This window comes from Sporosarcina sp. ACRSM (assembly GCF_022346545.1).
In the GTDB taxonomy this organism is placed as follows: Bacteria; Bacillota; Bacilli; order Bacillales_A; family Planococcaceae; genus Sporosarcina.
Genome location: NZ_JAKRNU010000001.1, coordinates 588,694 through 602,372 on the forward strand (window position 1 = coordinate 588,694; position 13,679 = coordinate 602,372).

The 13,679-nt window shown below is 46.6% G+C and carries 11 protein-coding genes; 6 read left to right on the top strand and 5 right to left on the bottom strand.

Annotation, left to right across the window (positions count from 1 at the left end):
- The first annotated feature begins 37 nt into the window (after positions 1–37).
- The 6 genes from MHZ95_RS02865 (at position 38) to MHZ95_RS02890 (ending at position 5,771) form a co-directional block, all read left to right on the top strand.
- The gene (locus tag MHZ95_RS02865; protein ID WP_239388984.1) at positions 38–580 is read left to right on the top strand and encodes a helix-turn-helix domain-containing protein; all 543 of its coding nucleotides are present in this window, start codon (positions 38–40) and stop codon (positions 578–580) included.
- A 25-nt stretch (positions 581–605) separates the two neighbouring features.
- Positions 606–1,709: an ABC transporter ATP-binding protein gene (locus MHZ95_RS02870; protein WP_239388985.1), complete on the top strand. Its 1,104-nt coding sequence runs from the start codon at positions 606–608 to the stop codon at positions 1,707–1,709.
- On the top strand, positions 1,702–2,526 hold the full coding sequence (locus MHZ95_RS02875; RefSeq protein WP_239388986.1) for an ABC transporter permease: 825 nt from the start codon (positions 1,702–1,704) through the stop codon (positions 2,524–2,526). The genes MHZ95_RS02870 and MHZ95_RS02875 overlap by 8 nt, the downstream gene beginning before the upstream one ends.
- Positions 2,510–3,310 carry an ABC transporter permease gene (locus MHZ95_RS02880; protein WP_239388987.1) on the top strand — a complete coding sequence of 267 codons (801 nt, stop codon included), beginning with the start codon at positions 2,510–2,512 and terminating at the stop codon, positions 3,308–3,310. The genes MHZ95_RS02875 and MHZ95_RS02880 overlap by 17 nt, the downstream gene beginning before the upstream one ends.
- Positions 3,307–4,380, top strand: a complete 1,074-nt coding sequence (locus MHZ95_RS02885; protein ID WP_239388988.1) for an ABC transporter substrate-binding protein — start codon at positions 3,307–3,309, stop codon at positions 4,378–4,380. Before MHZ95_RS02880 ends, MHZ95_RS02885 begins: the two co-directional genes overlap by 4 nt.
- Positions 4,381–4,571: 191 nt before the next feature.
- On the top strand, positions 4,572–5,771 hold the full coding sequence (locus tag MHZ95_RS02890) for an MFS transporter (protein WP_239388989.1): 1,200 nt from the start codon (positions 4,572–4,574) through the stop codon (positions 5,769–5,771).
- Between the two features lie 30 nt (positions 5,772–5,801).
- Here the strand turns inward: MHZ95_RS02890 and MHZ95_RS02895 are convergent, their stop codons facing one another.
- The 5 genes from MHZ95_RS02895 to MHZ95_RS02915 all read right to left on the bottom strand — a co-directional run bounded on the left by MHZ95_RS02895 (position 5,802) and on the right by MHZ95_RS02915 (position 13,666).
- Positions 5,802–8,396 carry a VWA domain-containing protein gene (locus MHZ95_RS02895; protein ID WP_239388990.1) on the bottom strand — a complete coding sequence of 865 codons (2,595 nt, stop codon included), beginning with the start codon at positions 8,394–8,396 and terminating at the stop codon, positions 5,802–5,804.
- The gene (locus MHZ95_RS02900) at positions 8,380–10,146 is read right to left on the bottom strand and encodes a vWA domain-containing protein (protein WP_239388991.1); all 1,767 of its coding nucleotides are present in this window, start codon (positions 10,144–10,146) and stop codon (positions 8,380–8,382) included. Before MHZ95_RS02900 ends, MHZ95_RS02895 begins: the two co-directional genes overlap by 17 nt.
- A 15-nt stretch (positions 10,147–10,161) precedes the next feature.
- Positions 10,162–11,034: a DUF58 domain-containing protein gene (locus MHZ95_RS02905; protein WP_239388992.1), complete on the bottom strand. Its 873-nt coding sequence runs from the start codon at positions 11,032–11,034 to the stop codon at positions 10,162–10,164.
- Positions 11,034–12,026, bottom strand: coding sequence for an AAA family ATPase (locus MHZ95_RS02910; protein ID WP_239388993.1), 993 nt, complete (start codon positions 12,024–12,026; stop codon positions 11,034–11,036). Before MHZ95_RS02910 ends, MHZ95_RS02905 begins: the two co-directional genes overlap by 1 nt.
- A 212-nt stretch (positions 12,027–12,238) precedes the next feature.
- Positions 12,239–13,666 carry a hypothetical protein gene (locus tag MHZ95_RS02915; protein ID WP_239388994.1) on the bottom strand — a complete coding sequence of 476 codons (1,428 nt, stop codon included), beginning with the start codon at positions 13,664–13,666 and terminating at the stop codon, positions 12,239–12,241.
- Positions 13,667–13,679 lie beyond the last annotated feature (13 nt).

The following is a 13,679-nucleotide window of genomic DNA, read 5'->3' on the forward strand; positions in this document are numbered from 1 at the left end:
ATAAACCTAGGCATCATTACGTAAAGGTGGAGTGTCCATGGAAATTGGGCGTAAAATTAAAAGTCTGCGGTTAAAAAAAGGGCTTACCCAGGAAGAGCTTGGCGAACGGACCGATTTAACGAAGGGACATATTTCCCAATTGGAACGCGATCTCAACTCCCCTTCCATTGAAACATTATTCGCCATATTAGAAGTGCTAGGCACTACGCCGAAGGAATTTTTCGATGAACCGAAAAAAAATATGAAAGTCGTTTATTCTCCGGACGATCAGACCATTTACACAAACGAAGAGATGAAATACAGCATCCGATGGCTCGTTCCTCGCTCGAACGAAAATGAGATGGAACCTGTTTATATCTGCTTTCACGAAAAAGGAGAATTCAAGAAATTTGACCCTTCCCTATCGGAAACGTTCATCTTCGTTTTGAAAGGAAAAGTGGCCATCGAAATCGGCGAGACGACTTACATCGCTTCTAAAGGGGATGCCGCCTATTATGATGCATCCGAACATCACCGTCTATCGAATGCACATAAAGGAAAAACTGAAATACTACTCGTTGCGACGGAATCTTATTTATAAAGAAAAGTACAGAAGGGGGTTCATCATGACCACACAGCCAATTATCCGATTTGAAAATGTCACGAAAAAGTATAGTGAAGATTCGACCGTCCTGAACGGCGTTTCTTTTGAAATGGAAAGAGGGAAGTTTTACACTTTGCTCGGTCCTTCCGGTTGTGGAAAAACGACAATCCTTCGCCTTATTGCAGGCTTTACGGAAGCAACAGATGGAGATATCTTCTTTAACGGCAAAAAAATAAACGATGTCCCGGCAAATGAACGGCAGGTGAATACGGTGTTCCAAGACTATGCTTTATTTCCCCATCTGAATGTATTTGAAAATATCGCATTCGGTCTGCGTATTAAGAAAGTGAAGCAAGCCGAAGTGCAACGCCGGGTGCTTGAAGCATTGAAATTCGTCAACTTGGAAGGCTATGAAAACCGGGAGATTTCCGAAATGTCCGGTGGTCAACGTCAACGTGTAGCGATTGCACGTGCTATCGTCAACGACCCGGAAGTGATTTTGCTCGATGAGCCCCTGTCGGCCTTGGACTTGAAACTGCGTTCCGAAATGCAATACGAACTCCGGGAATTGCAACAACGACTTGGCAAAACATTTGTGTTTGTCACGCATGATCAAGAAGAGGCGCTCGCCATGTCCGATGAGATCTTCGTCATCAACAAAGGTGAAATCCAACAATCCGGTACACCGATCGATATTTACGATGAGCCGATCAACCGTTTTGTCGCTGATTTTATCGGCGAATCGAATATTGTACCGGGCATCATGATCGAGGATTATGTCGTCCAGTTTACAGGGAAGACGTTTGACTGTGTGGACCGGGGCTTGAATCCGAATGAAAAAGTTGATATTGTCATCCGCCCAGAAGACTTGGAATTGACAACCGTCGAAAAAGGTAAACTGCATGTAACCGTGGACACACAATTATTCCGTGGCGTTCACTATGAATTATCCACTTATGATCCAGAGGGCAACGAATGGCTCGTCCATTCGACCAAAAAGGCGGAAGTGGGTGTCACCGTCGGATTGGACTTCGATCCGGAGGCAATTCATGTCATGCGTTTGAACGAAACGGAAGAAGAATTTGATGCAAGACTAGAGGCATATGGGGTAGCAGAAGATGAATAAGAGACTGTTACGCCCTTTATATACGGTTCCTTACACGGCTTGGATCATCCTATTTGTCGTTGCGCCGATCGCCCTCATTTTGTATTATTCCTTTTTCGATTTGACTGGGCATTTCACATTCGATAATTATAAAAACTTTTTCACATCCGTCTATTTGAAACTGACAATCAGTTCATTTTGGTATGCATTTCTCATAACACTCTTTTCGTTGCTGTTTGCATACCCGACCGCTTATTTCTTAACGAAGACGAAACATAAGCAACTTTGGCTGTTGCTCATTATCATCCCATCTTGGATCAATCTATTATTGAAAACGTATGCGTTTATTGGCTTATTCGGTCTGTACGGTCCGGTGAATGCATTTCTGGAAGTGATGGGGATCGGCCAGCAACAACTGCTGTTCACTGATTTCAGTTTCGTATTCGTCTCGGTTTATATTTTCATTCCGTTTATGATTTTGCCGATTTTCAATGCGCTCGATAAATTGAACCCAACATTGATCGACGCTTCACGTGATCTCGGTGCGAATGCTTGGACAACATTCAGACGTGTCGTCTGGCCGTTGACTTTGCATGGGGTGAAATCAGGTATTCAAGTTGTCTTCATCCCTGCCCTTTCGCTGTTCATGATTACGCGGCTCATTGCGGGAAATAAAGTAATTACGCTTGGGACGGCGATTGAACAACAGTTCCTTGTGACACAAAACTGGGGCATGGGATCCACCATTGCCGTATTCCTGATTTTGTTCATGTTCATCATCATGCTGATTACAAGTGGTAGTGAGAGGGGGACGACGACCAATGGGAAAATTAAGTAAACTCCCGAAACTGTACTTAGCAGTCGTCTTCATCATTTTATATGCACCGATTTTCTACCTGATCTTTTACTCATTCAATTCAGGCGGTGGCATGTCGAATTTCGAATCGTTCACACTTGAACATTATGCGGCCGTATTTGATGATACGCGCCTTATCATCATTTTGATCAATACGATTGTCGTTGCATTATTGTCTGCGCTGCTGTCGACTGCGATCGGTGTATTGGGTGCCATCGCTATCATGTACATGCGCAATAAAGCGATGCGTAGCGCCGTCTTATCTTTGAACAATATTCTGATTGTCAGTCCGGATGTCATTATCGGGGCGTCATTCCTCATTTTATTCACAATGGTCGGCATCAAGCTCGGATTCGCTTCCGTACTCATTTCCCATATTGCGTTCAGCATCCCGATTGTTGTCATCATGGTATTGCCGAAGCTACAGGAGATGAGTCCGTCACTGATCGATGCTGCGCTGGATTTAGGCGCTACGAAAAAGGACATCTTGAGACGTGTCATCATCCCCTTTATCAAACCGGGGATCTTCGCAGGATTTTTCCTGGCGTTGACGTATTCCCTCGATGATTTTGCGGTCACTTTCTTCGTGACAGGAAATGGTTTCTCAACGCTGTCCGTTGAAATTTACTCCATGGCCCGCGCAGGGATCACTTTGACCATCAATGCCTTATCCGGCTTGATTTTCATCGTAACCGTCATCTTGGTCGTCGGCTACTATGCGATTAGTCGAAAAGCAAAATCACCGCTTTCGGGGGTGAGAAGATGAAAGAAATTGTACGTGGAGCAGCTGTAATCATTCTCGTATCCGCCATCTTATTGTTTGTGAATGCGAAGTTGAACGAAGGCGGTGGCAGTGGTGGTAAAAACACCATCACGGTCTATAACTGGGGTGAATACATCGACCCGGATTTGCTCAAACAATTTGAACAGGAAACAGGCATTAAAGTCATTTATGAAACATTCGATTCCAATGAAGGAATGATGGGGAAAATTGAACAAGGCGGCACATCCTATGATATTTCGATGCCTTCCGAATATATGGTCGAGATGATGACGGAAAAAGATCTGCTTTTACCGTTGGATTATAGTAAAATTCCAAACGTTAAAAATATCGATCCCTATTTCCTCGATTTGCCTTTCGATCCCGGCAATGAATATTCCCTCCCCTATTTCTGGGGAACGGTCGGTATCGCGTTCAATCCGACGTTGCTGGACGGTCAAACTTTTGAAAGCTGGGATAAATTATGGGATCCTTCACTCACCCAACAAGTCGTTCTGGTCGATAGTGCGCGTGAAACGATCGGAATGGGGCTGAACTCGCTCGGCTATTCATTGAACTCCACCAATCTGGATGAATTGCGTCAAGCGACGGATAAGTTGAAAAAATTGAGTCCTAATGTCAAAGCGGTCATCGGGGATGAAGTGACGCAACTGATGGTCAATGGCGAAGCGGCCATCTCGCTCACATGGTCCGGTCAAGCGGCCGATATGATGTATGAAAACGAGGACATCGATTATATCGTTCCAGAGGAAGGTTCGAATCTATGGTTCGATAATATGGTCATTCCGCGGACCGCTTCGAATATCGAAGGGGCACATGCCTTTATCAACTTCATGCTGGACGCTGAAGTAGCGGCGCAAAATGCCGATTATGTAGGCTATTCCACACCAAACATGGCCGCTCTTGAATTCATGGACCCCGAAGTGATTGAAGATGAGCGTTTCTATCCGGATGAAGAAACAAGAAGCCATCTCGAAGTGTATCGCAATTTGGGACTTGAAATGCTCGGCCATTACAATGAATTATTCCTGGAATTCAAAATGGATATGAAATAAGAAAAGCAAAAGGTGCCCGCCTAGACAGGCACTTTTTGCTAGACCATAAGAAAAAAATGTCGGTGCCAGTTACTGTTGCAATTCATTCTCTTCGAATTGTAGCAGCAGCTGGCACTGCTTTGATGTATTTGCATGAAGAATATGGTATTATACGTTAACAGCACAATTCAATTAGGAAAGTAGGCGTTTCGATGGCGATCAAATCAACGAATTTCGCTCTATATTTACTGATGTTCAATATGTTTATCGCCATGGCTGGCATCGGACTGATCATCCCTATTATGCCGGAATACTTGGGCACTTTCGGCGTCGCAGGACAAGCACTCGGCTTTCTCATTGCGATTTTTTCTTTCGCCCAATTCATCTTTTCCCCATTAGCCGGTAATCTATCGGATCATCATGGACGAAAAATCATCATTATTATCGGACTGATCATTTTCGGGCTCTCCCAGCTGGCATTCAGCCTTTCCACGGAACTATGGATGCTATATGTTGCCCGCTTTTTCTCCGGTTTCGGTTCCGCTTTCATCGTACCGCCAATGATGGCTTTCGTCGCCGATGTGACATCATATGAAAATCGCGGCAGGGGGATGGGTTTACTCGGGGCTTCCATGTCCCTTGGATTTATGATCGGTCCTGGGATTGGCGGTTTTCTATCCAAGATCAGTTTGCATTTCCCTTTCTATTTTGCAACAGGAGCAGCCCTTATTGCAGCACTGCTATCGCTCTTTTTCCTACCGAATCCTAAACCTGTCATTTCAGAAGAACAAGCAAAACGAAAAAGTGAAAACTTGTTCCAACAGTTAAAACGATCCACAAAGACACCGTACTTCATCGTGCTCATTGTCATGTTCGTCTTTTCATTCGGATTAGCAAACTTTCAATCTACGTTTTCGCTTTTCGTTGACCATAAATTCGGCTACACACCTTCACAAATTGCGGTACTTATTACAGTAGGTGGCTTTGTTGGTGTCATTGTCCAAACATTCGTCATCACCCCCCTTTTTAAAAAGTATGGGGAAATGCGTGTCATCCTTGTCAATCTGGTCATCGCGGCCTTTTCCTTAATGAGTATTGCTTTCGTCAATCTGTTTTGGACGATCTTATTGACCGCAACCATCTTTACCACTGCCACAACTTTGCTTCGCCCTGCGGTCAATACACTGATTTCTAAGCTTGCAGGCAAAGAGCAAGGCTATGCAGCTGGTATGATGAATGCCTATATGAGTTTAGGGAATATGATCGGTCCCGCAATAGCCGGAAGCATCTTCGATATCAATATTGTCTACCCTTATATTCTGGGCATGCTCATTTTACTAGGCTGTTTCGGCATCGCAGCATTCTGGGCGAAAAAGAATCAACCCTTACTTGCCACAACGAGGACAAAATAAAATCAATTACGCCGAGGCGTAATTGATTTTCTATCGTTTTCGCTTCGCTTTCAGCAATTCGGCAATACTGTCTTGAGCTGCTGAACCCTCCCCGACGATCGGTTTTCTCCCCCGTTCCCCCCCGAATCCTTTCAATAGGCCAAAACGGCGAAGGGTGATATCGAGAAAAAACAATAGCATCGCGGCACCGATAAGCCATTCTGTTATAAGAGTTTTTTCACCGCTTTTATACGGATGATCCCGGAAAGCCTCTCCCGGCTCCTCCAATACTTTGCCGCCCGTACGTTCCGCAATTTTCGTCATCAATGCCCGGTCGGGTGGGCTCGGCTTGTATTCGTCACTGTATGGAACCGAAACACCCGCTTCAAACAGGCCGCCTTTGTCATCGGATATTCCGAAAAATACGAGTCCGGGCTTTGCATCTACAGTGACACGCATTTTACCCGGGGCCAACGGTTCTGCGATGAAAGGAACTTCCTGCCCTTCTTCATCGACAATGGCAATATCGAGAAAGGCCGCTTGCCGGGAGCTGTCCGTCACTGTATAGGTGCCGCCGCGTTCATGGGTGATCAGATAAGGAACTTCCTCATACGATGGCAACAGACGTGCCACTGCCGTGTTCCAAAACGCCGAATACCCGCTCCACCTTGCAAAATCTCCCGTCCATCGTCCTGTTGAATCGGATGTGAATGCGATCGTTCTACCAAGCCCATACATCCATTCCACAAGCACAGGGTCTTCCTTATGACTTTCGCCGACAATCGTTGCTGTCCTTTTGGCTGTTGTGGCAATATAAGCGTTCATCTGTGGGACGCCGTCTGTGAACAGTGAAGTCCATTCTGGAACATTGCCAAGTGTCATATAGAAAGGATCATCTTCGATATAAGTTCTCGTCAACATCGACGTTTCCCTTGTTAAGATGGCTGGTACTGTCGACTCATCAACCACATCGTAAAAGCGTCCGCCTCCATCCTCTGCAAGGCTTTCTAACAACCCCCAGTCAGCATCTGAGCCAATGGCAACTGTCGAAAGCGTAATATTGTTCTTTCTTCCTTCTTCTATGACATCTTTATAGTCTGGTGGCATCTCTGATTGGCCATCCGTCAGAAGAATGATATGTTTGCGTTGCAATTTCAAGCCAGCCAAATCGGCATAGGCCTTCTCCACTCCCGGGAAAATATTCGTCCCGCCATCTGCCGGCACGGATAGAATCTGCTCGACCGCTTTTTTCTTATCTTCTAGCGGTCCGACGGGAATCACTTCCCATAGTTGGTCATCGAAAGCCGTAAAACCAAATGTATCATCATCACGAAGAAGTTCAACTGACCGCGCGGCCGCTTCCCTTGCTAAGACAATTTTGGAACCGGCCATACTGCCAGAACGATCAAGAACGATGACTAAACCGAGTGAAGGGAGTTGTTCTTTCCCTTTCACTTCCATCTCGACGGGAAGAAGACGTTCAATTGGTGACTTGAAATACCCGCCGAGCCCGAAACTTTCCTCTCCACCCACCATCATGAACCCAGTTCCAAAATTTTTAACCGCCTGTTCAATGACCGTCATCTTCTGCTCACCGACGCTATGACCTGGGACATTATCAAAAATAATCGCACTATACGCTAAATAACCTGAAAGATTTGCGGGCAAGTTTCTGGCATCGACTACATCCACCTGTATGGCAGACTGATCCAGCAAACTCGGAATGCTCGATGGATTCCTCTCCGTCTGCACAACAAGTACTCGCGGTGAATGCTTCATCATCGTGACGGAAAGCATCCGATTATTTTCAAGTAAGCCATCATCCGGTACAATGAGCTTCGCTTCGTATTTTAACAACCCGTCCCCTGCCGCCGACGTTCGAAAAGAAAACGCATTTTTTCCCGGTTCAAGTGTCACGGATTCCTTAATGATTTCTTGATCATTTTGGTAAATGAACAATTCCCCTGCCGTTCGTGTGGATGACTCCACTTCCACTTCGAGGTGTTGCTTTTCCCCTGCGAAGGCAGTTCTTGGGGTATTAAAAAACGCAATAGATGCGTCTGCATTGCTCGGCCTTTCAAGAAGAACTGTATCGATGGTGACCCGCCCACCACTGTATTTAGGCAATAACTTTTCAACTGAATGAACCGTCTCCAGTCCATCCGACAAGAGGACGATCCGCGTAGCGATCGTTCCTTTCGCCACAGCTGACGCCACATCAATCGCTTTGGCGATATCTGTTGCGCCATCCGCTTCCATTTTGTCCATAATCGGCACCGTCACATCTGTATTTTTCAGTTGGACATCTGTCCGGAACGTTTCCGCAAATGAATACAGCCCGACAGACTGATGCGCTTCGCGGTCTTTTAAACTTTCCGTTATCCATTCGTCCGCTGCATTACTTGCATCTGCAATGGATACAGAACGATCCACCACAAACAGAATCTGTTCCTCATCGGCACGTAATGTAATAGAAGGAGCAGCAAGTGCCAACACAAGCAAGGCAACGGCCAGACAGCGCAACACAAAAAGGATCATACGCTTTCCGACGAAGCGCATGCCGGATGATTTCCATGCATAGACCATATACATAGCAATTGGGATCAGCAAGAGAAGCCATAGCGGTTGGTTAATTCGTATATCCACGGCGTCGCTGCACCTCCCATTCAATCAGTAGAAGTAGGAGAACCGGGATGAGGAAATACCATCCAATTCGATTCTTCCCTTCTTCCACCACTTCTCCATGATCCATCCTTTCAATCTTATACGAAGTGCCCGGCATGATTTCTTTTTCGGCACTTTCCAACTGCACGGCCAGCCATTTCTCCGTTCCGTTATCCATTACTTTGTAAATCCCCGGTTTTGACGGAGCGATGAAATCCGAACTATCAACAAATGTCGAGACGTATTCATCCGTTAACGTATAGAGTTCCATGTTGTTTTCTATTCCGCTTGAAAGAACCGCTCGCCGCTCATTTGGAATAAATGTACCGAGCGAACCTGATTCGGACCGAAGCAATTCGGAAGCGCTCCAGATGAATAATGGGAAAGACGGGTGCAAAGGCCAATCCGTCAATTCGATATCGGTCAGGATGATAATGTCACCCCGCTTCGATTTCTGGATGAACGGCTGTTCTCCGACAGTCGCAATCGTCGTATAAGATGCAAAAGGTGGATACAATGCACTGACGTAAACATCGGTTATATCGGCTATTGTGAATAGGCTATCATCTGTGTTGCTCGTCATACCTGAAACTGATTCTGCCGACTTGTCATTCCTGCCGATGAGGATGACGGGCTTTGTTCCTTTCTCTAAAAAGGAAACATCATTTGTCACAATGATTGCACGATCTTGTGCCAGTTGCATCTCATTTGTCGATCCGGTCGTCACTGTCAATCCAGTCACCTCGAACGCCCGCTTAACGAGTTCATGTAATTGCCCATCCACGATTGCTTCCGACATCTCATTGCCCAGCAGCACATATGCGGTATTGTCGGCTGCATACGCATCGTCCACCCATATGTCCGCACTCATCGCTTGGCTGTCAGGCAGTTGTTTAAAGGATAGCAGAACCTCTTTCCCGCTCTCGACTGTAAAGGATTCATTCACCAATACTTTTTCTGTTATCGCATCTGTAATCTGTACCTCTCCGGTTTGATCGCCAAGTGAATCGTTGACCACTTTGACAATGGCCTCGGTACCTTCTGCGGTCTTCACGGCACCAAACTTGTCGATGGAGATATTTGGGCTTGGCTCTTCTTTTGAGCCATGAATTGTCCAAGCAAGATTTCCTTGTTCTTCGGAAAACAAGGCTCGGTCCAGTGAATCGGTGTAAATATGAATATCCGCGCTACCCTCCGCTACGATTAATTGTGCCAATGCTAGCGCCCGTTCCATATGTTCATGTTCATAGGCGACCGTCAAAGCATCAATTGCTTTTCTAACAGTCGCTTCATCCGTATCCTCACGCACGGCAATGAACGGCTCGCTTCCCGTTGTGATAATCGTGATCGGCTCTCCTATTCGACTCTCAGCAAGCTTCTTCATCGCTTCCTGATGTTGTTCAAATAAGGGAGCCCCGGCATTGCCAACTAACATGCTCGCTGACGTATCCACAATGAAAATCGTATGGCCGCCAGTCGCTTCCTCTTTGTTCAAATAGGGGTCCAATAAAATAAATACGAAAAGCAGCAAGGCCGCCATTTGCAGATAAAACAGGGCATTCCGCTGCAGATTTTTCAAGTAGGGAGAGATTTTTGTCTCCCGCATCGACTGCTCCCAAAATAACGTGGAAGAAATCGTTTTTATTTCATACCGTTTGCGAAAAAAATAATACAAGAGGACAGTCAATGGAAAAATCGCAGTCCAACCGACTATCAGGTTATTGAATCCCATTTGGCTGTCCCCTCCTTATCGCAACCAACCTGCACGCCTCATTTTCTTTGTGACAGTTTCCATGACACCCTCAATCAGATTTGCAGGCAACAGACGTATCCCATACTTGCCAGCAAGCGCCGACAAGCGGGCTTCATGGGTAGTTTTTTTGTCTAAATAAGCCTGCACTGCCCGTTTTGTCATTGTTACTTCAATACCACTTCCACTTTCGATGTCAACAAAGCGGATATCCCCTTCATAATCGGGCAATTCCTCAGGTTTCGAATGGACCGTGATAATACGTACATCCCTACAAATGCCTGGCAAGCGCCGGAAAAAAGACGCCCATTTATCGGTTTCTTCAAGGCCATCCGTGATGATGAACAACACAGTAACCGCTTTGGGTATTACGGAAAGCGCACGATCCGTGAACGGTTTAGTAGAAGCAGGCAATTCAAGCGAGGAAATGAATTTCGTCAAAGATGCCCGGTGAGCAGCACCTTTCTTTCTATAAAAATGGTCACGTTCATCGTCCCAAGTGGAAAAGGATACCGTATCGCCACTTTTAAGCGCGATATGACCAAGCGCGATTGCCAACTGTCGAGCATAATCCCATTTTCCATCTACTCCCATCGAAATCGTCGGATCGAGTAAAATATGAACGCGCATTTCCTGTTCATCAAGAAACTGCTTGATGAACGGTTTATCGGTGCGAGCATAGACGTTCCAATCGATATGGCGCAAATCATCTCCTGGATGATATTCCCGGAAATCGGAAAAATCGAGGGAGGAACCCGTCTTGTTTGATCGATGCGTTCCTTTTTGATGGCCAAGCCTTTTTGAATGGGAGACGATAGATAAGGCACCGAGTCTTTTTGTCAGCCTATCCGGAAACAATTCGCTGCTCATTACACGGAAGCCCCTTGCCGCACTTCTTCCAGCAACTTGGCGATCAAGCTATCGACATCGACACCTTCCGCTTCACCTTCATAATTGATCAAAATACGGTGGCGCAATGCGGGCTTGGCAACTGTCTTAATATCCGCGATGGACACATGAAAACGCCCAGCTACAAGGGCACGCGCTTTCGCCAGTCTAATCATCGATTGAAGCCCACGCGGTCCGCTGCCATATTGGACGTATTTTGACCATTCATCTGCAGAACCGCTTTTGTCATGTGTAGCTGCGACAAGATCGATCGCATAGTCGATCATTTCATCCGCTACAACAACTTCCTTCACCATCTCCTGCGCTTCCACGATTTCCTCCGTGCCCATCACTTTTTGAATATCGACGCTACTAGATCCCGTCGTGCGCTTCAGTATTTCTTTCAATTCCGCTTTCGTCGGATAAGGAAGGAGGATTTTGCACAGGAAACGGTCCATTTGGGCTTCCGGCAATGGATAAGTGCCTTCCATCTCGATTGGGTTCTGTGTGGCAAGCACAAAAAATGGTCTTGCCATTTTTCGTGTTTCCCCGAGTACGGTCACTGTTTTCTCCCCCATCGCTTCCAGTAGGGCACTTTGTGTTTTCGGTGTCGCTCTGTTAATTTCATCGGCAAGTACCATCTGACTGAAAATCGGCCCTTCCTTGAACACAAATCGTTGCATCCCTTCCGCACTACGCTCTAAAATACTCGTTCCAGTAATATCAGCGGGCATTAAATCAGGCGTAAACTGGATCCGGGAAAAGGATAGATCCAACACTTCCGAAATCGTCCGAATCAGCATTGTCTTCCCCAATCCGGGCAACCCTTCCAGAAGCGCATGCCCATCCGCCAAAATAGCATAGAGCGAAAACTCGACCGCTTCTTGCTGACCGACGATAAACTTCCCGATTTCTTCTTTCACCGCGCCAAGCTTTTCGCTCATTTCTTTAAATTGCTCTGGTGTATATGGCATTTCAACACTCCTATTCCGTTATCTTCATTCAGCGGTAGACTCCTACCTTTATAGATGGTGAGATGAATATGTTTTTGTTTACCTGTTCAGTGGGTGTTCAAACGCTCGCTGAACGAAGATAAAGCCTCCGGCGGATGTCACGGATTTTGAAAGGAGTCAATTGCACAAGTGCAATTCAAAATCCGGACGCAATCACGCCGAGGCGCGATTGATCATTCAATAGAGGAAAAGTAATCGGAAAGGATGTGCTGCAAATCTGGCGGCAGCTTCATGCGATCCGTACTTTGGAGGTAAGATTCCTTATATTGACCGACCACTTCTTGATAAGGTCGGACCGTCCCTCTTTCTACAGGACCTTCCGTTTCCCGTTCTTCGATGAACTCCCCTTCACCTAAATTTCCATCTACAACGGAGGGATCCCCTTTCTCACCGATACGATGATGGGGGATAGAAAGAAGATTTCTTCCGCCTGATCCTTTCCCCGCACCGCTCCCGCCTCCTCCAGAAACAGACCCTTGGCTCTGACCTTGGGCTTGGCCCAGTCCTTGCTCTTCGCTTTGCCCCGTGCCTTCGCCTTGAGTTTGCCCCTGGCCTTGCCCTTGACTTTGACCTTCTCCCTGGCCTTCACCTTGCTCTGACTCATTGCCCATTCCGGCTTCTTGTTCACCGACGCCCTGCCCATTGCCATCACTTTGATTTTCGCCACTACCGACCTCTGTCGATGGATCCGTTTCCCCTTCCTCTATGGCAGATGGAGAATTCTCCGCATTTGCAAGCGCCGGCAATGATGGGGCCTTTCCGATATGATTCAGCGCTGTATGTGCTTTCCCTGCATTTTTTGCCAGTTCATCCGACAGCCTGCCAAGTGCGTCCAGTTCTTTCTCTTCTGCCTGTGCCCAAGTGTCTGAAGCGTCTTCCGATTGCGCTGAATGCTCTTTTCTCTCAGCAAGACGTTTTTCTTTCAAACGCATTTCTTTCTGCTTTTTGACCAGCTCTTTCAACGCCTCTTCCGAAGTCTCTGCCTGCTGTAGCTTTTCAGTGAGTTCCAGCAATTCTTTTTTCACATCGGGCAATGTTTCCTTTGCAATCAGTTCATGCACATCTTGTTTCATTTCTTCAATAATCTCTTGTTCCTTCGCGATGGCGTCTGCCTCCAATTGCGCTTCGGAAGGAATAAGAAGTAGCATGACGAGGACAGCACTCAGTCCAATGATCCCCGCAAGCATCAACGCATTCAAATAAGCTTTCCTTCTTTTTTTAAAGCCTTCAAATGCATGGGCCACTTCTGATTCCGCTGCCTGGATCAAAGCCGGGGCCAGATGCGTATCTTTCTCGTCGACCCCCATTGCCGTTAGAAGTAGATTATCCGGCATATAACGATCCAGCCGACGAATCGCTTCGATGGGCCGGGACCGTTTAGTGACGAGATAGATGATTGTCACAACAAGCGCCAATCCTGCCGCTCCTAGGGCGAACGCTTTGTAATGAGGGAGGACGAACAGTCTGGTAGCGGCAATCATAAGTACCGCCAACAAAATAGCTACGAACAGCCCCGTTTGTCCGGTATAAACGAATTGTTCAAAACGGAGGCGCCTCAGCACAGCCTTTACATAGGTGAATAATCGCGCTTTTCCATCCATCCTGTCCTCCCCC